Annotated in this window: 22 protein-coding genes, 2 tRNA genes and 1 pseudogene; 6 read left to right on the top strand and 19 right to left on the bottom strand. The window is 44.9% G+C overall.

The genetic code is table 11. From position 1 onward, the window contains the following. Positions 1 to 8 precede the first annotated feature (8 nt). The 3 genes from TA_RS02085 (at position 9) to TA_RS02075 (ending at position 1,994) form a co-directional block, all read left to right on the top strand. Complete coding sequence (locus tag TA_RS02085; protein ID WP_010900826.1) at positions 9 to 1,196, top strand: acyl-CoA dehydrogenase family protein; 1,188 nt, start codon at positions 9 to 11, stop codon at positions 1,194 to 1,196. Positions 1,197 to 1,271: 75 nt separating this feature from the next. Then, on the top strand, positions 1,272 to 1,820 hold the full coding sequence (locus TA_RS02080) for a KH domain-containing protein (RefSeq protein ID WP_048161573.1): 549 nt from the start codon (positions 1,272 to 1,274) through the stop codon (positions 1,818 to 1,820). 99 nt (positions 1,821 to 1,919) lie between these two features. Beyond that, positions 1,920 to 1,994: transfer RNA gene (locus TA_RS02075), tRNA-Met, on the top strand. Here the strand turns inward: TA_RS02075 and TA_RS02070 are convergent. The 10 genes from TA_RS02070 to TA_RS02025 all read right to left on the bottom strand — a co-directional run bounded on the left by TA_RS02070 (position 1,992) and on the right by TA_RS02025 (position 13,861). Beyond that, positions 1,992 to 2,519, bottom strand: coding sequence for a serine protein kinase RIO (locus tag TA_RS02070; RefSeq protein WP_241761874.1), 528 nt, complete (start codon positions 2,517 to 2,519; stop codon positions 1,992 to 1,994). The genes TA_RS02075 and TA_RS02070 overlap by 3 nt on opposite strands. Before the next feature lie 224 nt (positions 2,520 to 2,743). Then, positions 2,744 to 3,103 carry a translation initiation factor eIF-1A gene (gene eif1A / locus TA_RS02065; protein WP_010900823.1) on the bottom strand — a complete coding sequence of 120 codons (360 nt, stop codon included), beginning with the start codon at positions 3,101 to 3,103 and terminating at the stop codon, positions 2,744 to 2,746. Positions 3,104 to 3,243: 140 nt separating this feature from the next. After that, positions 3,244 to 3,672 (bottom strand): NusA-like transcription termination signal-binding factor, encoded by a 429-nt coding sequence (locus TA_RS02060; protein ID WP_010900822.1) that lies wholly within the window; start codon positions 3,670 to 3,672, stop codon positions 3,244 to 3,246. Positions 3,673 to 3,681: 9 nt separating this feature from the next. Further along, entirely contained in the window at positions 3,682 to 5,208 is a 1,527-nt protein-coding gene (rpoA2, locus tag TA_RS02055) for a DNA-directed RNA polymerase subunit A'' (RefSeq protein WP_048162261.1), read from the bottom strand. A 5-nt stretch (positions 5,209 to 5,213) separates the two neighbouring features. Continuing rightward, the gene (gene rpoA1 / locus TA_RS02050) at positions 5,214 to 7,871 is read right to left on the bottom strand and encodes a DNA-directed RNA polymerase subunit A' (RefSeq protein ID WP_010900820.1); all 2,658 of its coding nucleotides are present in this window, start codon (positions 7,869 to 7,871) and stop codon (positions 5,214 to 5,216) included. Continuing rightward, positions 7,868 to 11,455, bottom strand: coding sequence for a DNA-directed RNA polymerase subunit B (locus tag TA_RS02045; protein ID WP_010900819.1), 3,588 nt, complete (start codon positions 11,453 to 11,455; stop codon positions 7,868 to 7,870). Before TA_RS02045 ends, rpoA1 begins: the two co-directional genes overlap by 4 nt. Beyond that, complete coding sequence (locus tag TA_RS02040) at positions 11,452 to 11,715, bottom strand: DNA-directed RNA polymerase subunit H (protein ID WP_048161571.1); 264 nt, start codon at positions 11,713 to 11,715, stop codon at positions 11,452 to 11,454. The genes TA_RS02045 and TA_RS02040 overlap by 4 nt, the downstream gene beginning before the upstream one ends. A 19-nt stretch (positions 11,716 to 11,734) precedes the next feature. Further along, positions 11,735 to 11,808 (bottom strand) — tRNA-Lys (locus TA_RS02035). Positions 11,809 to 11,969: 161 nt separating this feature from the next. After that, the gene (locus TA_RS02030; RefSeq protein ID WP_010900817.1) at positions 11,970 to 12,788 is read right to left on the bottom strand and encodes an RPA family protein; all 819 of its coding nucleotides are present in this window, start codon (positions 12,786 to 12,788) and stop codon (positions 11,970 to 11,972) included. Continuing rightward, the gene (locus TA_RS02025) at positions 12,785 to 13,861 is read right to left on the bottom strand and encodes a replication protein A (protein WP_010900816.1); all 1,077 of its coding nucleotides are present in this window, start codon (positions 13,859 to 13,861) and stop codon (positions 12,785 to 12,787) included. Before TA_RS02025 ends, TA_RS02030 begins: the two co-directional genes overlap by 4 nt. Before the next feature lie 179 nt (positions 13,862 to 14,040). Between TA_RS02025 and TA_RS02020 the strand changes: the two genes are divergently transcribed. After that, the gene (locus TA_RS02020; protein WP_156778468.1) at positions 14,041 to 14,691 is read left to right on the top strand and encodes a winged helix-turn-helix domain-containing protein; all 651 of its coding nucleotides are present in this window, start codon (positions 14,041 to 14,043) and stop codon (positions 14,689 to 14,691) included. Here TA_RS02020 and TA_RS02015 read toward each other — a convergent pair whose 3' ends face one another. The 7 genes from TA_RS02015 to TA_RS01990 form a co-directional block, all read right to left on the bottom strand. Further along, on the bottom strand, positions 14,692 to 14,991 hold the full coding sequence (locus TA_RS02015; RefSeq protein WP_010900814.1) for a winged helix-turn-helix domain-containing protein: 300 nt from the start codon (positions 14,989 to 14,991) through the stop codon (positions 14,692 to 14,694). A gap of 525 nt (positions 14,992 to 15,516) precedes the next feature. Further along, complete coding sequence (locus TA_RS02010) at positions 15,517 to 16,236, bottom strand: hypothetical protein (protein WP_010900813.1); 720 nt, start codon at positions 16,234 to 16,236, stop codon at positions 15,517 to 15,519. A 57-nt stretch (positions 16,237 to 16,293) separates the two neighbouring features. Beyond that, positions 16,294 to 16,899, bottom strand: a complete 606-nt coding sequence (locus TA_RS02005) for a hypothetical protein (protein WP_048161568.1) — start codon at positions 16,897 to 16,899, stop codon at positions 16,294 to 16,296. A 922-nt stretch (positions 16,900 to 17,821) separates the two neighbouring features. Continuing rightward, on the bottom strand, positions 17,822 to 18,109 hold the full coding sequence (locus TA_RS02000) for a transposase (RefSeq protein ID WP_010900810.1): 288 nt from the start codon (positions 18,107 to 18,109) through the stop codon (positions 17,822 to 17,824). A 14-nt stretch (positions 18,110 to 18,123) separates the two neighbouring features. Next, positions 18,124 to 18,312 (bottom strand): hypothetical protein, encoded by a 189-nt coding sequence (locus tag TA_RS01995; protein ID WP_048161566.1) that lies wholly within the window; start codon positions 18,310 to 18,312, stop codon positions 18,124 to 18,126. Positions 18,313 to 18,333: 21 nt separating this feature from the next. Beyond that, complete coding sequence (locus TA_RS08400) at positions 18,334 to 18,498, bottom strand: helix-turn-helix domain-containing protein (protein WP_156778466.1); 165 nt, start codon at positions 18,496 to 18,498, stop codon at positions 18,334 to 18,336. A gap of 239 nt (positions 18,499 to 18,737) precedes the next feature. After that, the gene (locus TA_RS01990; RefSeq protein ID WP_048161564.1) at positions 18,738 to 19,352 is read right to left on the bottom strand and encodes a hypothetical protein; all 615 of its coding nucleotides are present in this window, start codon (positions 19,350 to 19,352) and stop codon (positions 18,738 to 18,740) included. A gap of 607 nt (positions 19,353 to 19,959) precedes the next feature. On the opposite strand from TA_RS01990, the gene TA_RS08395 reads away from it, so the two are divergent. Next, positions 19,960 to 20,187, top strand: coding sequence for a transposase (locus TA_RS08395; protein ID WP_052295714.1), 228 nt, complete (start codon positions 19,960 to 19,962; stop codon positions 20,185 to 20,187). A 120-nt stretch (positions 20,188 to 20,307) separates the two neighbouring features. Further along, positions 20,308 to 20,676, top strand: a pseudogene (locus TA_RS07840) (hypothetical protein); the annotation flags it as partial. Between the two features lie 204 nt (positions 20,677 to 20,880). Here the strand turns inward: TA_RS07840 and TA_RS01980 are convergent. Further along, complete coding sequence (locus tag TA_RS01980; protein ID WP_048161562.1) at positions 20,881 to 21,675, bottom strand: S24/S26 family peptidase; 795 nt, start codon at positions 21,673 to 21,675, stop codon at positions 20,881 to 20,883. A gap of 320 nt (positions 21,676 to 21,995) precedes the next feature. Next, positions 21,996 to 22,433, bottom strand: a complete 438-nt coding sequence (locus tag TA_RS01975) for a hypothetical protein (RefSeq protein WP_010900806.1) — start codon at positions 22,431 to 22,433, stop codon at positions 21,996 to 21,998. Between the last annotated feature and the right edge of the window lie 25 nt (positions 22,434 to 22,458).

The raw sequence follows: 22,458 nt of genomic DNA, 5'->3' as shown, positions 1-22,458 counted from the left end.
TTAACTTTATGGATTTCGAATTTACCGAGGATCAGAAACTTCTGATGGAGACGGCAAGGAAATTTTCAGAATCCGTCATAGCGCCATCCATTGGAAAGATGAGGAGCCAGCGTAGGATACAGGACGAAGTGTACAGCCAGATGGCAAAGATGGGCTACCTTGGGATGACCGTGCCAGAGAAGTACGGGGGCATGGGCGCAGATGCCGTATCGACCGGAATAGTCGCAGAGCAGATAGCAAGGAACGATCCGACCGCATCCATACCGGTGCTCTTTCTGGTTGACAACGCGTGGTCGTATCTCATGGCGAAGTACGGAAATGAGAAGGTCTTCGGAGATATCCTTAGGAAGGTTGCAAAGGGCGAATGGATAACGGCCATAGCCTCCACGGAATCCGGACACGGTTCAGACGTTGCGGGCATAGACACCGTTGCGAAGAGGTCCGGTGATGAATACATAGTCAACGGCGAGAAATCATTCATAAGCCTTGTTCGCGATGTCAAGGAGCATGGCGGTGGCTTTGTTACTGTCGTGAAAACCAGGGAAAATGCCGGTTCACGTGGTATATCACTTCTCTACATACCCTATTCCGACGATATCGAGATATCCTATCTGGAGGAGATGGGCAGGGAGGGTTCGTCATGGGGTGTGCTGAGGTTCAACGATCTCCATGTTCCGGCAAAGTACCTCATCGGGGAGGAGAACAGGGGCTTCAACATAGTTCATGAAGGTTTTGAATTCGCAAGGGGCCTCATATCGGTCATATCCGCTGGAACAGCGCTGAAATCCATAGAAAATGGAATAAACTACATGAAGCAGAGGAAGGCCTTTGGCCGCGAGATCGCCACGTTTGAGGGCCTTCAGTTCCAGGTCGCTGACGACGTGGCCAAGATGGAGGCTGCCCTCAGCTTCGCGTACAGGGCGCTGTGGATATACGATCAGGAGCAGAGGCACGGGAAATACAGCAGATTCTATGTCAGCAAGAACATTGCCATGGCAAAGCTAATATCTACTACATGGGGATTCGACGCAATAAACGACGCGATGCAGTGGCAGGGTGCATATGGATATTCCAAGGACTGCCCCGAAGAATGGGCACTGCGCGGTATACGATCGTTCATGCTTGCCGAGGGTTCGCGTGAGATAATGAAGCTCATAATAGCCAGAGAATCCATAGGCAAGGAATACATGCGGTGAGGATACCTCACTGCACATTTTGAATGGCAACGTTGATATTCCAGATCATAATAATTGTTCACTGGTGATGATAGTTTGTATTTCGATACCGTCAGAGTTCCGAAGGATAGGATAAGCATAGTTATCGGAAAGGACGGTTCAACAAAGAAGAGGATAGAGGAGAACGGCGAGGTAAAGCTGACCATAGACAGCAATGAGGGAGAGGTATCGATAGACCAGATGGGGGATGCGATCAAATCCAACACAGCTAAGAGCGTTGTTCAGGCAATAGGCCGCGGATTCAATCCGGATAAGGCCATGCTTCTCTTTGAGGATGGCATGCAGCTGGTCATAATATCGCTGAGGGAGTTTGCCAAGCCTGGATCAAGCCGCATAGCCCAGATCAAGGCCAGGGTTATTGGTACCGGTGGGAAGACACGGACCATAATAGAAGAGCTGACGGGATCGTTCATATCCGTATACGGCGACACCGTTTCCATAATAGGCGATTATCTCGCCGTGACGTACGCCGAAGAAGCAATAAACATGATCATAAATGGAAAGAAGCACAGGACCGTTTACGAATTTCTTGAGAGGAAGGCGAGGGAGCTCAGGTTCAGGAGGATCGAGGAGAGCTTCGGATGATGCCGGAAAACTGCGATCTGCACCTGTTCCAGCGAAAGATTGATTAAGGCAGATATGATAAGCCCCTACAGCCATTATTCGTCCACTATGCTGGATTGAAGCGGGGTGGGGTAGTCAGGAAATCCCGATGGGCTCATAACCCGTAGATCGATGGTTCAAATCCATCCCCCGCTACTTCTTCTTTATGTATTCTCTTATCTTATCCGGATCCGTTTCTATTCCGTGCTTTTGGAAAAAGTTGCTTACGTTGACTATGTCCCTCTCCAGGAACTCGGCTGCCATGGGATGATCCATATCGACAGCCTGCGCCAGGTCTATGAAGTACACCTTTCGATGGAAAAGCATGTTGTACTCGCTCAGATCAGCGTGAACTATCCTGTTCGCGTACATGCGCCTCATTCCATCTATGACCTGATCGTAAATGCCCTCGTCGATCTCAACATCCTTCAGCTGAGGCGCCGGCCCGGATTTCGTTCCGATGTAAGACATGACCAGTATGTTCTTGAAAAAACCTATGGGTTTTGGTGCAGGAACATGCGCGTTCTCAAGCGCCATCAGGTTCGTGTATTCCTTTCTTACCCAAACTGGTACTATGTCGTTCCTGTCGATCCTTATCTTCGAGAAGCGCTGATCCCCCTCGATGTATTTGCGTATGCTCATGAATTTGAGCGTGGACATCTTGAATATCTTTACAGCCACAAATTTTTTCCCTGAAACGGCTCTGAAAACCACGGATTCCTTGCCTGAAGATATTGGAAAATCAAGGTAATCTATGCTGTATCTTGAAAATACATATTTGATGGCCTCCAGCGTCCGCCTGTCGAATACAAGATCGATCGTCTTCCTGTCGAGATTCGACCTGAAGGCGAACTCGTCATTCTTTATCAGCTGCCTGAGAGCCGAGTCATCTATCTTTCATCACCTCATTTGAAAATATCTATGACCTCCGGCAGCATGTGATTCCTGCTGAGGTAGCTTGCCTGTGTTTTCGTATAACGGTAGACAACGTCGGCCTTCTCAGGCTGGAATTCCCATGGTTTGACTATAACAAGATCCTTTTCCCTTATCCACATGCGCTTGCGCATGCGCCCGGGTATCCTCGCATTCCTGGTGTATCCGTCCTCGCACATTACGGAGAGCCTGGATGCACCCTCCATCTTCTCAACGATACCGAACATCTCCCCCTTCTTCTTGTTTGGGAGTATAACTCGCCCTATCGATTCCTCGTTCTCTTCGCCGCTTTCGAAATCCTTGACACTGTTGTCAACGTCGTCTTCGCTCATATTCCACCATTCTTTCAATGTCCTTCGGGCCTATGGCAATGCATCAAAGGCACAGCCATGGCGATAGAGCATATGGGTTGCTAATTACAAATACAAATTTAAATATTTGCGGAAAATTCCAAGTTTTCTGTTAACTAGGCCTATTGCTTGACGCTTATGCTGTTGACGTTGAAGTACCTTGATACAGCATCCTTGAACAGTTTTATGTTCTTGCCCTCCTTGCCGATTACCTTCCCGATCTCCTCTGGCTTCACGCCCACGACTATGTCGGTCCTGTTGTTCTTCCATGAGATCTGGATCTCATTCACGCCGTACCTGAAGAATATATTTCTGACGAATGTGAGCAGATCCCTGGATACCTCTGCGACAAGTATGTGCTTGTTTATTTTCTCCTTCAGCTGTGATATGACCTCCTTGTTCTTCCGGAACATCTCAGCCATCTTGTGTTCTCCGACGACAAAAAGTATCATATCCTCGTTCTCAACGCATTCCATCAGCTCTATTCTGGCAATCTTCTCGAATATGGCTATGTGAGCCATGGTCTCATTATCAACAGTTATCTCATTCATCTCCATTCCTCACTTCTTGGTTTTTGGATAACCCTTATATATTATGTCAACGGCACCTGTCCCGAGCGTTATAGGCTGGCCTACGATGATGTTCTCTGCCACACCCGCCAGTTTATCAACCTCGCCCATTATGCCTGCCCTCAGAAGATGCTTTGTTGTTATTTCAAATGCCGCCCTTGCAAGTACGCTGCTCTTCCTTCCTGATATACCTGTCCTTCCAACTGCCCTCACAGAACCGCTGAACGTCATCATGTCCGCAACAAGCATCAGATGCCTCACGTCTACGTTGAGACCCTGCTCCTGAAGCGTCCTGAGAGCTTCATTGAGTATCGCATTTCTTGCTGCCTCTATCCCCAGAACATTCGCTATTTCCACGATGTCGTTTGTGTAAGTCCTTGTGGGATCGACCTCGTCCACCTCCAGCACGTCCTTGAGGTTGGATCCCTGAGTATAGATAACCCACCTGTGCTCCTTGCCTTCTACCCTTGCTATGGCCCTCTTTATGCCGCTGATACCCTTGATCGTGAGACCCTTTATCTGCTCCTGCAGAAGGTAAAGTTTCTTGAACGATTCCTGCTGGGGCTTTATTATGATCTGGCCTGAATCCTCCATTACGGTGATGCCCTTTATCTTGCTTATTGCGTTCATTATGTCTTCCATCTCGATTAGCCTGTCCTTTGTCTTTCTCGGATCTGGCCTCACGGTAACGGTAAGCTCCCCTATATCAGTTATTATATCTGCAACATCGCTTATGCTTGTATTCTCTAGCCTCTTCACAACATCCATCACGACTTCGTCATTTGTCTCGTACTCGGGCCTCAGGTAGATCGTCATGGACGGAGTGCTCGGTATGCGCCTTGCATCCACTATCTCTATGAGCCTCGGCAGACCCAGAGTAACGTTCATCTCCCTGACACCCGCAAAGTGGAAGGTCCTCATCGTCATCTGCGTACCTGGCTCGCCTATGCTCTGAGCCGCTATGATTCCAACGGCTTCGTATGGATCTATCAGCTCATTGCCTATCTCCTCACCTATACGCTTGAGTATGTTCTTGTAGGCCTTTTCACCCCATTCTGTTCTTCTCCTAGCTATCTCCTCAGCAACCGATTCAGGCAGGGTGAACCCCATAGCCCTGGCATCGTCAAGCACCTTCTGAACGTCCTCTGACAGGTTTTCCCCGTATTTTTCCTTTATCTCAGTGACCTGCCTTTCGGCAACTTCGAAGCTGCCCATCGCCTCCAGAGTCTTCCCTCCGACCCTGAATTCCATGAAGGATAGCGGCTCTATTTTCTCCACCTTTTCGATCGTTATTATGGACTTCAGGCCGCTCTTCTTCTTGACGATGGCCTCCACATCTGGAGAGTATTTGCGAACGCCGGATATGACCACATGATAGGTGAAATTCTTCTTGTTTATGGTTATGTATCCATCCTCCACATTGTTCGGGACATCGTAGTCAACTGCATAGTCCGCCGGAAGCTTCTCCAAGATGGCAGCGATATTCTTTGAGGTGTCACGCCAGAGTAATGATGCCATGCTTTTCACCTCCTCTCCTCATCGAAAAGTATGTAGTTCATGTCCACAGCCTTCCCGCGCGCACTTCTCGTCGGATCAATTCCGTCCTCTCCGTACCTTATCTGTATAAGCGAACCGACGGTATCCTTGACCTCCCTAGAATCGTCCACCTTAAGGTCTTCGAACGCGTTTATCAGCCTCCTCTGCATGTAACCGCTTCTCGACGTCCTCACAGCCGTATCAACCAGTCCCTCGCGGCCTCCAATGCTGTGGAAGAAGTATTCAGTTGGACTCAGGCCTGTCATGTAAGACGATCTGACGAAGCCCCTTGCATCGGCACCTATATCGCCGCGCTTGAAATGAGGCAGTGTCCTGTTGTAATAGCCTCTGTTAAGCCTTCCGCCCCTGACGGACTGCTGCCCGACTATACCCGCAACCTCTGATATGTTGAGCATGGTTGCCCTTGCGCCGGATCTTGCCATTATGACGGATGGCACCTTGAGACCAAGGTATGAACTTGCTATCTTACCTGATTCATCCCTCACAACACCGGCTTCTGAGAGTATCTCCATCTCAAGCGTGTCCTCCACGGATCTTCCCGGTGCAGGCTGCAGTTCACCGCGCCTGAACGTTTCGATAAGCTTGTTGATGCGATCCTCGGCCTGAGCGACCAGCTCCTCAATCCTTGCGACCGCGCTCTCAGGTATATCGTAATCGCTTATGCCTGTGGAGAAACCACGGTATGTTATGAAACCAACGGCAAGCCTGGTCATGCGGTCGATGAACCTTGCGGCCTCCTGAGACCCGAACTTCCTGAATATCTTATCTATTATTGCGCCGGAGAATGGCGAAACAGCAGCTTCATCTATTGTTCCGTGGATCATCTTTCCGTCCACGATCTCCACGTAGGTATCCGATGGATCGTCTTCAAACTCGCATCTTTCCGAGGATCCTGAGCACAGCTTACTCCTGAACCTGACATTAAGGCCCTTGGGCAGTATTGTCGAGAATATGTCGCGGCCGTAGTAGTACTTTTCACCGTTCTCTATCCTGGCCTCGGGCAGAAGATCTGGCTCAAGGTAAGCCATTATGTGCACCATTTCCTCATGGGTGTATCTCGGATTGTTGTGGGTGAGCAGGAACAGAGCGGTGACATGATCATGAATACCACCAATGATCGGGCCTCCAAACCTTGGGCTCATTATCTGCTCCTGAACCTTCATGATTATCCTTGCCTCTGCCCTGGCCTCCTCCTTCTGAATAACGTGCAGGTTCATCTCGTCTCCATCGAAGTCTGCATTGTACGGCGTGCACACGGCAAGGTTGAACCTGAAGGTCTGGCCAGGCAATATTCGCACAGTGTGCCCCATCATGGACATCCTGTGCAGCGATGGTTGCCTGTTGAAAAGTACGATGTCGCCCTCCATTAGCTGCCGCTCTACCGTCCAGCCTATATCTATGCGGTCGGCGTTTTCAGCGGCATTCTGATCCGTGATCTTTATCCTCCTGCCATCCGGCCTTATAACATAGTTCACGCCTGTAACGTATCTTCCGAACTGATCCCTTGGATTGCGGCCGCGCTTTATGAGCTCACGCATCTCGTCGATGTTGAACTGGTTCACTATGACGGGTACCGTGAGCTCCCTTGCCGCCCTCTCCGGAACACCGACCTCGTTTACCGATAGGTACGGTTCCGGTGATATCACGGTCCTGGACGAAAAGCTTACCCTTTTACCAGAAAGGTTGGACCTGAACCTTCCCTCTTTTCCCTTCAGACGCTGCACCAGCGTTTTCAGGGCCCTTCCGCTCCTGTGCCTCGCTGGCGGTATGCCGGGCGTCTGGTTATCGAAGTAAGTCGTAACATGGAACTGCAGGAGATCCCAGAGATCCTCTATTATAAGCTGCGGCGATCCGTTGTCCCTGCTCTCACGCAGCCTCTGGCTTATCCTTATTATGTCGACGAGCTTGTGCGTCAGATCGTCTTCACTCCTCTCTCCCGTTTCGAGTGTTATGGAAGGCCTTACATTTATCGGCGGTACCGGAAGCACGGTAAGAACCATCCATTCAGGCCTTGCCGTCTTTGGATTGAAGCCAAAGAATATAAGATCGTCATCCGGTATCCTCTCGAGGCGCTCCCTTATCTCCTTTGGAGTTATCTTTACGTTAGTGCCCTCCTCGCGGAAGGTTGTCGGCTTATCGAGTATTATCTTGCTCTGCTGTGCTCCGCAGTGCGGACAGACCATCCTCTGAGATGCCAGATCAACGTACTTCTTTGTCAGTATCTCGATGTCTTCCGGATCTCCGGTTTCGAAGTCCATCTTCTGTATCTCCGGAAGGTACGTGCGTATTTCGTCGTCCGTCAGTTTGATGCGCCCGCACGAACGGCATGTGGCATCGAGAAACATCTTTATCTCCTTCACGAAGCCCACGTGCACCACCGGCATGGCCAGCTCAATGTGGCCAAAGTGGCCCGGGCATTCGTCCACCTTTCCTCCACAGGTAGCGCACCTGAGGCCCGGCTCAATTACGCCCATATGCAGATCCATGAGCCCGTGTTCGATCGGATAACCGTCATCATCGTACGTATCTGCGGTGATCACCTTCACCTGGCTCAGCTTTCTTATCTCATCCGGAGAAAGAAGGGCAAATTTTATTGATGAAATTCTTTTTGATATTCCCATCATTTCATATCACCGAGCATTAACCTCATAACAACACCGAGAGAGATCAGCTCATCCCTCATCAGCTTGAAGGCATAGCTTGTCTCAATCGGATAAATATTTCCTGTATTTCCGCACACAGGGCATCTCAGCGTGCCCTTCCTGCGGTCGTATATTGCGATGTGACCGCATGAGGGGTTTCCGCACACGTACAGTACTGTACCATCACTCTGGTCTAGCAGACGATCCTTTATGACCATCGCCGCCCCATGCGCTATTAGGGTATCCCTCTCCATCTCACCGAACCTGAGACCTCCCTGCCTCGACCTTCCTTCTGTTGGCTGCCTCGTCAGTATCTGCACCGGCCCTCTGGACCTTGCATGGAATTTACCTGCGACCATGTGATGCAGCTTCTGGTAGTATATCACGCCAACAAAGATATCGGCCTTGAACCTTCTGCCAGTAATACCATCATACATGACCTCGGTTGAGGACTTTCTGAAGCCGTACTTCACCAGGGCGTCTCTCAGGCTCTTTTCCGGCTCTCCGCTGAATATAGTACCATCGATGAACCTTCCTGTCCTGGATGCGATCTTGCCGCCTATCATCTCCAGTATGTGGCCGACCGTCATTCTGGACGGAATGGAATGTGGATTGAATATAAGATCCGGTATTATCCCGTCCTCCGTGAAGGGCATATCCTCTTGCGGAACTACAAGGCCAACAACCCCCTTCTGCCCGTGCCGGGACGCAAACTTGTCGCCGAGCTCGGGTATCCTCTCGCTCCTGACCTTTATCTTCACTACGCGGCTGTTGCTCTCCGATACGGTGAGGAATACGTTGTCGACGTAACCGCTTTCGTTTGGCCTCATGGTAACGGATGATTCGCGCCTCCTCTGCGGACCAAGGCGCTCTTCACCCTCCTCCAGGAATCTTGGAGGTGATGTCTTCCCTATGAGAACGTCTGATCCTTCGACATAGGCCTCGGGGAATATTATACCGCTGTCATCCAGGTTCTTGTAGTACTCCTCTGCCCTTGCCCCTATTATATCGTGCGTAGGAATCTCAAACTTGTCCTCCTGGCCTCCGGGGTATCTCCTCTCCTCTGCAGAGTACGTCCTGAAGAAAGTGCTCCTGCCAAGGCCCCTTTCTATGGCTGCCTTATTTATAACCAGTGCATCCTGTATGTTGTATCCTTCATATGAAAGAACCGCAACAACGAAGTTCTGCCCGGCCGGCCTGCGGTCGTAGTGGATGTAATCCATGACGCGTGTCCGAACGAGCGGAACCTGCGGGTAATGGAGCAGATGGCCCCTGGTATCCGGCCTTATCCTCACGTTTGACTGGGCAAAGCCAAGAGACTGCTTGGCCATTGCAGACGCTATCGTAATCCTCGGAGACGAGTTGTGCTCCGGATACGGGATTATTGAGGCGACAACACCGAGTATCATCGCTGGATCGATTTCAAGGTGCGTGTTCTCCTTTGAAAGTTTTGAAGGCACGTTGAACCTCTGGTGGCAGAAACCGCATTCCAGGGTTATCTCGGATTCTCCCGGATTGACCCAGTCCACCATGGATCTGTAGAGGTATGAGTTGCAGTGCGGGCATTTCTCCGGTATGTCGTAAGCGTAAACTGCCACGTATGTATCCTCCTCTTCCTCTGCATCGAGCCATTCAATCGCACCCTGCTTCACAAGATCTTCAAACGATATTTCACCGTGCTTCAGCCTCTCGATCATCGTCCTGTCCAGTACGGTCTTTCCGTCCTTGAGTATGAGCAGCGGCCTCCGCAGCCTTCCGCGGTCGCTGTTCACTATAACCTCGTTCGTGTTGTCATCATACCTGACGTTTACCTCATCCGACATGCGGCCTGACCTGCGCTCCTCGCGTATCCTCGAAACAAGGTATCTCGGATCATCGTGATATCCTATGAAATCTCCATTCAGATAAACACGCCCTTTCTTCGGGCTCTCCTCCAGGACCTCGCGGACGTCCATCCCCTTCAGTATCTCCATGACGCTGTCAGGATCGATGCCCTGCGTCACGTTTATGAGGAGGGCGGCGTTCTTGACCAGACCGCAGTTCTGTCCCTCTGGAGTTTCGTTGGGGCATATCCTTCCCCACTGGGTCGGATGAAGGTCCCTTGCCTCGAAGTGGGGCTGCGTCCTTGTAAGAGGCGAAATTATCCTCCTCAGATGGCTGATCGTGCTGAGGTTGGAAACCCTGTCCAGTAGCTGCGATACGCCCGTTCTGCCGCCTATCCAGTTGCCCGTGGACATGGCATGGAGAACCCTCTGCGTCAGCAGATCCTGCCTCACGGCCGGCCTTATCTTTATACCGCGCTTCCTGTTGTACGTCTTCTCCAACTGGTACTTGAGATCCTTCATCACGCTCTGGAACGCGCTTCTAAAGAGCTCGTCCATCAGATCACCGGCAAGCTTTATCCTCTTGTTTGCGAGGTGATCCTTATCGTCTTCCTTCCTTATTCCCAGGCTCAGTTCCAGAAGCGATCTGGCCATCCTTCCCAAGTATATCGCCTTCCTTATGCGGTCGGAAGGCGAATCGCCGAGATGCGGAAGCAGAGAATGATCCAGCATCTGCGATATCTTCTTGTCCCTGAACTCCTTGGCCTGGCCGGCTGCAAACCTTTTCTCGAGGTACGATATTGCATCCTCGGTTGTGTTGACACCGTTTGGTGGGAGAACCTTCGGATTCTTTGAATCTTCAATGTTTGAGTATATTATCGGTTCCATCTCCGGTACCGAGGCTATCGCATCGTGTACGTCCACATCTCTCTCAAGGCCAAGCGCCTTCATGAGTATTACCAGCGGAACGGTGCCCGCAACGCTCGGTATTGATACGTTTATGGTTCCGTCCGTTCCCTTCTCCATGCTGGTGAGCGCACGGAAACCTCCCCGCTGCGAGAAGACCTTGGATACCTCGACCTTTGATTCGTACCGGTCTTCCCACTCCACCATGATCTTGTTTGGTGCGAGATCCTCCAGCGATACTATGACCCTCTCTGATCCCCCTATGATGAAGTAACCTCCTGGATCATCCGGGTCCTCGCCGACGTACTGCAGCTTCTCTCTCCTCGATAATCCGATGGGGCCATTGTTCTTCTCTATGTACTGATCAAGATTTTCCTCGGAAAGTGTGCATATCTTTGATCTGACCATGACGGGCAGATCACCGACCTTGATTATCTCTGACCCTTTCTCTATCCCATCCTCAACAATTCTCAGCTTGAGCGTAACCGGTGCCAGGTAGTTCAGATCCCTCAGCCTTGCCTCGTTTGGAGTGATCTGATTCGACGCACCGGAAGCCTCCTTTATCTCCGGTTTTCCTATGAATATGGTCTGTTCACCTACGTAATGGCCGTTTTCCCTGACACGGCCGTAGTATATTCTTATATCATGACCACCGGTTTTCGCAGGATCCAGAACAAAATATCCTGGATCGGCATCGTCAGATACCTTCGTTTCATCCACGATCTGCTGCATTACGCTGTTTGGATTATCAGGCGTCGCATAAAAAGAATTCATAGAATCCAGCTGATGGTTTACTATTCCATATTTTTTAAAATACGCATCAACAATTTCCTTCACTTAAACACCTCAGACGCAACCACACGATAATATACCGAATGCCCCATCGTAGGGCTTTTCCTCACGATCTTTATTATCGTCCCCTCCTTGATCTTGCCATGAACGGCCTCGAGTGCCTTTATAGCAGGGTCATTAGGGCTGATCTTTGGCAGAAATTCCTTCTCAATATTCAGTTCCTTAAGGATGTTCTTCTCCTCCTCTTCTGGCACTATATGATGTTCCGGAACGAGATTATGATCTAATACATTAAATTTTGCCATTTTCACCACCACGCGTGAGCGGGCCCGAGGGGGTTCGAACCCCTGACCACCTGGTTAAAAGCCAGATGCTCTACCTGGCTGAGCTACGGGCCCATGATTAGAAGCCTACATAGCGAGCCGATTAATAAACTTTTTAGACCCTGATCTTTCCAGCGCAGCCATTCCTAACCATTATTCCCGACCGTGCCCGCGGTATGAAGGAAAATGCATGCATTCAACTTACTGACTCACCTTATGCCGAGGTAATATGCAGATCAAGGGGTATCCACGAACTTGTACCTCTTAAGGGACACCTCGAATATTTCACCTAGAGACCCCAGTGAATTGAGTATCTCATCCACTGTGCTCTGGTCTATACCGGCATTTTTTGCAGCGACAACTATATCCTCGTACCTGCATCCTTTTCCGTCAAGATCGTTATTCTTTATATAATCAAGTATCATCGACCTGGCTTCAGCGATCGCTCCAGAAGATCCAATTGAACTCATGGCGGGTTCGATTAGCTCGAACAGCTTCTGATAGTCATAATTCGGAAAATTATTTATCGCATTCATTGCGGCTTCCGCTTCAACCATGGTATAGCCGGATTCCTTTAGTATCTCAGCTGCAGGGTTCTCTGATTTCTGAGCTTCTCTTATTGCATAATAGCGTCTCTTCGCAAAATAATAGGCCTTAAGACTCCAGAATTTCATTGCTTCATCGTCTATCTTGGATACAAGTTCCGGCCTTATTGAAAAGAGGTAGTTTCCTTCGGTGTTCCTATATGAGCTGATCTTCCCTATGACCATTATCCTGTCGTCTACGCTGACCTTATCAAGCATCGCCTTTTCCTCTGGATTGAATCCATTGGAGAACCCTATGACATAGAAGTTTCCCACAGGATCGGCAACGGTGATCCTGGTCATCCTGTCGTCTCCCTGCTTCGATGTAACAGTTCCAGTACAGAGTATTCGCTTTATGCTTATACCCAATGGTGTCACAATCTGTGGTTTGCTGGACTGATCATCCTTTACCTTTGCATCTCTTAGCTCTGCAGAAAAAATCCAGTAGTCCTGGTCTCTCTTATGCATCATTGGAATTCCTCTTCTATTATGCTCTCAATCTCCCTGTTATCCTCGGCCGAAATGGCCTTCATGGACTGCACGTTCATTACGATCCTGTCATCCTGGCTCCTCAGGTCCCCTGAAACGGATATGCACTTTCCAAGCAGATTCTTTTTAATGAGCGAATTCGGATTCATAGAGTAAGCATCCCTTCTGAACTGATCCTGAGATATGCCCGCATATGGAAGGAAGCTATCGCTATTTATGTAGCAGGTTATAGTACCTGTGCCATCCGATATGGAGAAATATCCAAAAATATCTGGGTAAACTGGCGCCTTTGGGTGGTCCTTGCACGTTCCATCTTCAACTATGCGCCTGCAAACGCTGCATTTAGTGAATATCCTGCTACCCTGGCCTACACTGACGACAAACCCCACTATGGTTATACCGCCAACCGGTGATCGTATCTCCGATATGAAGATGTGTCTAGGTTTCTCAGGTATATTGACGTTGACGCTCTCGATCCTAGAGCTGTCCCCCACAGATAGGCTCAAATAACCGTTAAACTGGGCCACCCTTGCATTGTCTATTCTCACAACATCGCTATCCTGAAGCTGCTTTCCAAATGAGGATATTCTTATCCTTGCCGTATCATCCTCAATGTATCCCTGGTACACACTCTTCGTTGTACCATCACTTTCGTATTCCTTCTTGTGTATCCCGGTTATCTTTCCTATCACAGAAACATAAGGCGTGCTTAGACTCACATCCCTTATCTTCACCAGATCCGATGACCTCTTTACCTCCATCTCAACGTCAGGCTTCAGTATCACCTCGGATCTTCCATCTATGTATATTCTTATCTTTCCATTGTATATATTTGAATAGCAGGATCTTATCTCTATCACGTCACCGACACGGACAGCCGGAGGAAAAGTCCATGCTGTGAATGGGACCGTTCCGGTCTCATCGCCGATTATGCCGTAATAATATACAGTTTCTCCGCGATCGTTCTTAATGGTTCGTTTATTCAACGATAGCAGTTTTACCTTCATGTCTATGTTCTGTCTTGCAGCGTTGATATCCACTATCTTTGACAACATAACTATTAAAAGACTATTCATAATAGCTATTTATTTTTTAAGAAGGGCATCGCTTCTGCTCAGGCCATTTATTATATAAATATGTAATTATGTTTCATATTCCTTAAATACCGATGAAACAATTTTATTCTTGATGTAATGTGGAAAAAAATGGCTATATCGATCCCTATACAACTGTGATGAATTATCTTTCCATTACGCCCGGTAAATGGGAAATCAAATACAACGAGAATATAAGGGGAATCTCTGGCAAAGAACATAGATTTGATGCAGTATACAGATCCCAAGAGGGTGAAATAGTAACTGTAATGGTAGTTCTTCGAACAGAGGATCTAGAGAAGCGGCTTGATGACTTCAAGAACGGTTCAAAAGATGTCAGGGCGAAACGGAAATTTCTGATAGTCTGCGGAGAAATAAACTCTGACATGGTCAGCGAACTAAAATCTGAAAATATATCCATCCTCATGCTACCTGGAATGTTTTGCAGTCAAGTTTCATCATATAATGCCGATGCAGGTTCAAATGATGCGCCGAGATCGTTACCGGACGGCGGTATAGAGGAATCCCAGAGGAAAAGATCTCGAGCCAACATAATAATGGATCTGATCAGGGCCATAAATGAGAATTCAAATCAGATACCAGTCACACGCCTGTTCTATGCATGCAACATAAATCACAGAATGGGAAGGAGTATAATTGAGGATCTAGAACATGCAGGCATAGTTATCTTAAGAAAAACTGGCCCAAACAGAAATGTAGTCGAATTAACCAGGAAGGGGATATCTCTGATCAACGATTATGAATTCATCAGGGAAATTCTCGAGAAATGATCATATTCTTTTGAATCCCAAAATGGAATTAATTCTCTCATAGGCCTCAATGAACCTGAGACCCTTTTCTGTGACCTTAAAGCCGTTTCGCTCATTTTTCGCCTGATTTTCTATAAGACCACTGCCGGATAGCATCTCCAATATATCTTTGGCAATGACATAATTGGTATTTACCTTGTATATTAGTCTTGTAATTCCTATCTGGCCATCGCTAATATATAACTCCTTTAAAATGCTAAATACAAGATCTCCGCGGTCTCTATTTTTTCTAGTCGGGCCAATCCCCATTAAAGATTCCATAAATGATCACCTGAGTATGAAATATAAACCTTTTGTAATAATAGGCTTCTTGAAAAAATACCCAAATAACAAATTTTTTTCTTGTGTCAGACAAAATACACATATCCAATAAATCCTTAATTATCAACTAATAATTTCATTCTAGTCAGGCATATAAATGAATAAAGACAATTGCAAATGATCTGCGAAATTAAAGATTCCAGCTACAAAAAGAGAATGGCATCTCATGCCAATTCAGTATTCTAGGCAGATATCATTTTTACATTCTGAACAAATAATATGTAAACATATTATTTGACAAATTTGTCAGACAGATAAGCGTTTTATTAATTCTACTCCATTAGAAACATCAAAAACGCTTATCAATAATTTTAAAATAGCAGGTAATTAAGGGATGGAAAGAATATTTTGGGATCAGGAACGATGCGACGAGAGATATTTTTCAAGCGGTGAACCTATGTTTTGTGATATTCAAATGCGTGGTCTTTTAAGAATAGACTTGGTAAATAATTTTAGTGGCCAGGATCAAAGCTTGGGAATGCTATTGTATATCATTAGCGACACTATTGCGAAATATGTGAGGATCGATGAATAGAACGAAACATAAAATGTTATCTTTGGTGCCAGTTTCCACCATAATGAATAACAGAGAAACAAAATAAATAGCCCTGCAAAATAGATAAATATATAACTAACTATAACCTTTGGAAATATATAAAAAAGCCATTTCATTGCTGGTATTTCGAAGAAAATAACAACCGAAAGTACAGCAAAAACAGACGCAATTATGCGATAAATTTCTCGTAATCTAACAACCTGTGAAAATGAAGATATCATCGCTACGCTGAAGATAATCACAAGTAATGCGTATACTATAAAATTTATTTTGAAACCGAACGTGGGCATGAATATTGATGATTTGCCTATTCCGATCATTGCATAAATTAGAAGAATCCATGCGCTAACTGTCAGAGCAGAGGAGGATATAATATGCATATTGCTGTTAAATAATAAGGCCTGATACCTTGTTTTGTTTTTCATTCTTTCATATTCTTTCATATCCACAGGTTTTCTTCTTGAAGATACTTTTTTTAATATACTCTTCTGCTCCGGTTTCTTTCCGCCTATTATTGGCCTGACAAAGGTCTTATCATTGGTGATAGCCTGAAATAAAAATCCGGAAATTATTGCAGAAATTATAAATTCCGGCAGAAAGCCAATGAGGGGAGTTAAATTTATGGCCAAATAGTTTCCTCCATATGATATGAAAAAAGAGAGACATTTAAAGTTTGTTAATATTTCTCATAGGTAAACAAAATCGAAAGTAAAATTCAGATACTGCCCAACACTGTTATTCGTGTCTGGGGGTTGCGCATAATAAAATCCTATATAATAAGGAGTGAATGTCGGATAAGTGATATTAAATGGGCCTTCAATGGTCTGGTTATTCAATACTGTACCCATAGAAGAACTTGACTGCAGACCCTGTTTTATGTATACCGTTAGCGTCGATGTTTCGCTGTTGTTGAGCACTTTATTGGCCTGCTTTGCAATTTGATCGAGACTTACATTGAATGACGCGTTCTTTAAAGTACCGCTATTTATGGAAAGGATATTCACAAAATAATTCGTGTCAGAAACATCCCAGTTTACGTGAATTCTCAATAGGCCTGTGATATTTACGTAATTTCCAGAGACCGTACCATTCTGAATATCCCATACAAAAGTGGCACCCTTATATTTTGTCGCGTTACTCGTTATGTTTATAGTTATCGGCCTTTGGATCTGAACTCCAGTACCATTCGCATGAGAAACTACCATTACTTCACCGTCCGCCGGAATGGATATCAGTGCTATACTCACAATCAATACGATAATGAAAACTGATATCTTAAATCCGGACTCCATAGCTATACCAGTTTTAATAATGCAATCTTTAATATAAATATTTCCAATATAATATAAATATGTAATTATTGTAAGTTTAGAAATACATTAACTTGGGTTTCTATCGGCAATAATAAATGTTTTAGAATGATTGCCAATCTCGATCATCTCAGTTTTATTGGTGATTAATGTGCTTCTTCCTTTTTCCTTAAGCGAATTTCAACCCATAACACACTAAATATGCTCATAGGATGAATCAGCATAGACCATCTTTACAAATGTATATGATTGAATGGATGATTTTATGATCCAATCCTTATCGACTTGAGGAAGATGCATAAATTACCATGAAATTATGAACGCGCTTAGAAATATTGCGTCATTCTTCTTTGATACCATTTATATCCTATATACATATTCGATATCAATATATGGGTGATGTACAACATACTCTATTCCTCTGCTTAAGCAACGGAGCTTCCTTATTCGACTACGGGCATCTGCTTATACGGATATATTCCGTACGGGGAAGCAACGATACCCACATACTTGAATTATTGATCGCAAGCATTCTACTTTGATCAGTCCGATCCTTTTAATGATTCTTGACGCCTTGAGATCCCTATCTATCGTTGGATCACAGACATCATAGCGGTATATTCTATCAAGCAAATTCGGATCAAGCTTTATGCCAACGCATCTTTTATATATCCTAGATGATTGATTTGAAATTTCTATGTCTATTGCATTCGTTCCGTGCCTGTCAACTTTATACGTCGACGCTCGTTCGAATACCTGGTGGGAAACGTCAGCTATGATCTTTGCAAGATTATGGTTCTGCATCGTTCCTTGACGTTGAGGTCTTCGATGATGATGGTATCATAATGCTTGGCTATTGCTGTGGATACCTTATCGATGAAGTCCTCACGTAAATTGCGAATTTTCAATACTTCTTCTGCATCTTCAATACATGCTTCCTTCCGTTCTTCGATCCGTTCTTCTTTGATAGCTGTTTATGCAGTCTCTTTATTCTTTTCCGTACCCTCTGTATGAATTTAGGGTTCTCTATCGATCTCCCATCGGACAGCGGTGCAAACTTTTCTTTCCCAAGATCTATGCCAACGGAGTTTTCCGCCGATAACCGGTTCTTCTCTGGTAATTCTCCTTCTGTTTCATAGAATATCGAATAGTAGCAATCTCCTGCATTTTTTGTTACGACTATTTGTTTCACTGATTTTATCTCCTTCAGTTTTTGTCCGATCCCCTGAAGTATATGCCTTTGCTGAACTTCGGAAATGCTATTCTGTTTTCCTTTATCCTGATGTGTTGTGGTACAGCGAAGTAGTCGTCCATGCCTTTCTTCTTAAATTTAGGATGGTCTGCATTCTTGTGGAAGAAGTTCTTGAATGCATTATCGAGAAAGCGCGAAGGCATCTGGAGAGATTGGGTATTGATCTAGTACAGCCAAGAATGGGTTTTCTTGAGTTCTGTGATCATGTTTTGTGTATCAAGATAATTCAGGGATGATCCCTCCGTGTCCCCATGGGTCATGCAATACTTATCACGTTCCTCAAGAAAGTAATTATAAACAAACCTGCGGCTGCCATAGTGCTCCTCCAACTATGCCATACGTCTTTTTGATTGATATAATTTATCACCGATAGATATAATCATTGTTCATAAAAACTATGAAGACATGCATGATCCTCTTTATAAGATCGATGCTCATCCTCCATAAACAACCAAGTCTTACCATCACTCTCATATAGATAATATCTCTATAAATGGCTTCTATTCCCTTAAGCCCTAAAAGGTTAAATCCAAAAAATGGAAATTATTTTAAAATCAATTCAATATTTTTAACTGGCTGTTTCAACCATGGTTAATGAGAACGATGGCGCAGACGATCCGCTTCCAATCGACCCGGAACCAACTGCAAATGCAACGTATATCGTGGTGCTAGATGTTACATCAGTAAATGATATCGTATGCGTTCCAGAAGTGGCTAGGTTAACTGACTTCATAGTTCCACTGTTTGATATCGCTCCATCTGCGAAGTAGAATGGGGTCGTACTGAAGTAAATGTAAGTACCAGATGGCCATGCAGAATCACCAGTTGTAGCCCCAGGCACAGCACTGGGTACATTTACTGTTATGTTAAAAGTTGCTGACTGAGGACTTGAGAACGTGAAATTGATGTCCAAGACATTTATCTCGTAAATTGTTTCATTTGTCATTACGCCCAACGTCATGTTACCTATTATTTCGCTCTCGCTTACACTCTTAGCGTGCCATCCGAAGCCCACAGTTTCATTTGCAGCTGCATAGTTGCTGCCAGGCTGTATATAGAACGCAGGTCCGATCTGATGACCGTTTCCGCCGGCGTAGCCGACTACCATCACATCCGCAACCGCCACAGCCGGTAGGACGGTTGCGACCACTGCAACCAGTACCAACATCATCTTTCTATTCATTTATATCCCTTTTTTTTCACCCACTATTGGGTAATAATAGTAATAGAAAAGGATATTAAAGGAGCAAGAATTTATTGTATGTTATAAAATTATGTATTCTTTCACCTTATCTTAAATGGTATTGGTTTACCTTATCTTAAATGGTATTGGTTTACAAGTTCAAGCTGCCTAGAAAAACAGAAACTGCGGCTGGCGGATGCCCATATGCCATGGTATTGCATAATTAAAAAGTAATGGATCTTTGTGTTTTGATCTGTTTCTGCATATATTGAATCTTGTAATGATTATCATATTACCATCGATCTTCAATTATTTGTTTAGAAATCAACGGCAATCGTCTGATATTTTCAAAGGCCGCTGAACAAAATCAATGTACGAGGATCTCCAAAAACTCCTGCCGAAACCTTTTTTCATGACCTCATGATCTAATATCATGAACCTTTAACACACAGGATTATCTGAACTCTACAAGGAGATCGAAGCCCTGAATGATCCCTTAACCGGCATATCTGACCGCATTGACTTTGAAAGGATAAGACCAATCCTCTCTGATCTCTATGAGAATGACACAGAGAAAGGAGGACGGCCTAACTATGATCCCATTCTAATGGTCAAAATTCTACTATTGCAACAGTGGTACAATTTCTCAGATCCCCAAATAGAAAGAGAAATCCGAGACAGGATATCCTTCATGAATTTCTTTGGGTATCCTGAGAAGTTGCCTGATCGAAATACAATATGGTATTTCCGTATAAGATTATCAAAAACAGGAAAAGATCGCCTTGTCTTCAATGAAATAACAGGGCAGATCATGGCTAAAAGAATTCGCATCTAGAAGGGAACAATGCAGGACGCAATATTCATAGAGGCTGACAGGTGAGAGGATGCTAAAACCAGGAGATCAAGGGATAGTGCATCCGCCACAAAGAATCATGAACATCACTTTGGATACAAGGCTCACACCCTTGTCAACAGGATGAAAATAATTGAGAAGTTAGCCGTAACACCTGCGAACATCCATGATGCGAAGATTGATCTTTCAATTCCAGGAATCATATGCTATCGTGATAAGGGTTATTTCGGATCTGACTGCAAACGCATCAATGGTACAATGGATCGTGCAGTGAGGAACCACAAGCTTCCCATGAAGAGTATCCACAGGAATCTCAGGATCTCACGCATCAGGTCACTTGTGGAACATCCATATGCATTCATGAAGCGCATGTTTGGATTTGCACGCAATGGTAACAACAGTACAGAGAGTGAGGGTCAAGACATACTTCGCTGCCATGTGTTACAACCTTCTAGGGGCAAGATTTCTTGACAGGATAGCGTAAGCTATGGAAATTTTTAGAAAAACAGAAGGAAAATGGCAAGAAATGAGAGTGTTTCTAACGCACTGAATGCCATTTCGATCGAAAAAATGGATTTCTAATTACATTATACGAAAACGAGAGGTTATGGGAAGTCCTCTATACATTTATTGGACAAAAAAGAAGTAGACCTTATATCTTTCAAATATAAGACCTTACTTCTTATACTTTCTTGACTTTTCATATATCCTGTCGTATGGCATAAAGATCAACGCCAGTATTACAACAATGGTAGCAAAAAGGAAATCGTAGGAATTTTTTGCGACTTCGTTTGAATAAGGCCATTGCCCGTAAAGTCCAAGTATATTGAGCTTTATGAGACCGAACCACGGTATATCCCAGAATGCCACCCCTATTATATTGTGTGCATTCACGGGCGCGTTCGTTATTCCCACATTCTGATCGGCTGCCTCATAAGCGTTCAAGCTTGCATTGTATATGCCTCTGTACGCGAGGTTAAAATCCCCTACAGTGATGAAGCCGCTTTCGTTCACCATGTTTTTAAGATAAACAACAAGATTTCTATGTGAGAAACCAACATCGTAGATCAACACGTACGCTCTAGTTACTTTCATCCAGCTTTGATTGTTATATCCCTGAACAACTGGAAAACCATTATTCCAAGATAGATAAAACATGGCCCTATGTATTATGGTCTCACCTTCCGGATTTTTATAAAGTATGACATTGCCATATTCACCATAGGTAGAAAACCCCCTTTCTCTTCCAACAACGTATGTAATTATAGGTCCGGGAACAGAGGTCACCTTTTTAACAAATACTATGTCTCCAACGTTCATTGTGCCGTATGTCCAGTAATCGGAATGCGTCATACTCTCAGAAGCAACGGTATCTACGGGAGGCCATATACCAGAATATACTGTTATGGAAAGAAGAAAAATTAGGATACCTATGATTATGGCCAGACCCACCCATTCTCTTATCCTCATTAAAGCATCATGATAACCAAATAATAAAAAGTTTTTATTTTGGTTACCAGTGCTGATCCATCAGTGACACTGAAAAAATCCTAAAAATTGCCTGTTCTAGGTTGTGTCTATTTTGTCCCTTTTTTATTTATCTGTAAAAATAATCCCTATTGAAGTGGCAGTAATCTAATATCAAGAATTTACTGGAAAATTAGTCTCGTGTTTTACATCCAAGGTCATTGGTTCATTTCCCATGATTTGCAGAAAAAGAATTGAGAAAGATGCCTGGATTCGATTACATCTTATAAGATTCTAGCGCGAAAAGCTGAATTAAGCGTCTATCATTTATACATGGAAATAATGAAAGGCGAGATTATATACAGAGCCTGTGACAATATGAGACCAAGATCGGTTAAACGAAAATAGTACCTTTTGCCGATCGCTACTCTCTCTATTATCCCTACCTCCTCCATCCTAGCCACAAGGAATAAACCTGTACGAAAATTTATACAGCTTCTGTTTATAAGTTCAGTCTTTGTAACAGGATGATTAACATTTTTCAGTGTTCCAATTAATCTATAGAATTCAGAGAATCTATCTTTTTTCAATATAGTATTTATATTAGTCTTTACAGATTTTTTGTTATTGTCAAGAAATAAAACTATATCAATGAATCTTCTGGAAGAGATCATTCCATCGCTGAGGATAGCTTTATCGATGGAAGCTAACCCTTCAGGGGTATCCTTTTCGATGCTCGTATCCCTTCCTTCGGAGATCATTTCCATTATAGATATAGATACTATT

Origin of the sequence: Thermoplasma acidophilum DSM 1728 (assembly GCF_000195915.1) — an archaeon.
GTDB classification, from domain to species: Archaea; Thermoplasmatota; Thermoplasmata; order Thermoplasmatales; family Thermoplasmataceae; genus Thermoplasma; species Thermoplasma acidophilum.
The sequence above is the reverse complement of the archived record's forward strand: the minus strand, read 5'-3'. Positions and strand labels throughout refer to the sequence as shown.

Bases quoted from the DNA above. Each gene is read 5' to 3' on its own strand.
- TA_RS08395 (WP_052295714.1), top strand. From the start codon at position 19,960: ATGGTCAAAATTCTACTATTGCAACAGTGGTACAATTTCTCAGATCCC.
- TA_RS02005 (WP_048161568.1), bottom strand. From the start codon at position 16,899: ATGGAGTCCGGATTTAAGATATCAGTTTTCATTATCGTATTGATTGTG.
- TA_RS02060 (WP_010900822.1), bottom strand. From the start codon at position 3,672: ATGAATGAGATAACTGTTGATAATGAGACCATGGCTCACATAGCCATA.
- TA_RS02040 (WP_048161571.1), bottom strand. From the start codon at position 11,715: ATGGCAAAATTTAATGTATTAGATCATAATCTCGTTCCGGAACATCAT.
- rpoA2 (WP_048162261.1), bottom strand. From the start codon at position 5,208: ATGGCATCATTACTCTGGCGTGACACCTCAAAGAATATCGCTGCCATC.
- TA_RS02025 (WP_010900816.1), bottom strand. From the start codon at position 13,861: ATGTTGTCAAAGATAGTGGATATCAACGCTGCAAGACAGAACATAGAC.
- TA_RS02015 (WP_010900814.1), bottom strand. From the start codon at position 14,991: ATGGAATCTTTAATGGGGATTGGCCCGACTAGAAAAAATAGAGACCGC.
- TA_RS01995 (WP_048161566.1), bottom strand. From the start codon at position 18,312: ATGCCTTCGCGCTTTCTCGATAATGCATTCAAGAACTTCTTCCACAAG.
- eif1A (WP_010900823.1), bottom strand. From the start codon at position 3,103: ATGAGCGAAGACGACGTTGACAACAGTGTCAAGGATTTCGAAAGCGGC.
- TA_RS01980 (WP_048161562.1), bottom strand. From the start codon at position 21,675: ATGAGGATAAGAGAATGGGTGGGTCTGGCCATAATCATAGGTATCCTA.
- TA_RS02030 (WP_010900817.1), bottom strand. From the start codon at position 12,788: ATGATGCATAAGAGAGACCAGGACTACTGGATTTTTTCTGCAGAGCTA.
- TA_RS01975 (WP_010900806.1), bottom strand. From the start codon at position 22,433: ATGATCTCCGAAGGAAGGGATACGAGCATCGAAAAGGATACCCCTGAA.
- TA_RS02020 (WP_156778468.1), top strand. From the start codon at position 14,041: ATGAATTATCTTTCCATTACGCCCGGTAAATGGGAAATCAAATACAAC.
- rpoA1 (WP_010900820.1), bottom strand. From the start codon at position 7,871: ATGATGGGAATATCAAAAAGAATTTCATCAATAAAATTTGCCCTTCTT.
- TA_RS01990 (WP_048161564.1), bottom strand. From the start codon at position 19,352: ATGAATAGAAAGATGATGTTGGTACTGGTTGCAGTGGTCGCAACCGTC.
- TA_RS02085 (WP_010900826.1), top strand. From the start codon at position 9: ATGGATTTCGAATTTACCGAGGATCAGAAACTTCTGATGGAGACGGCA.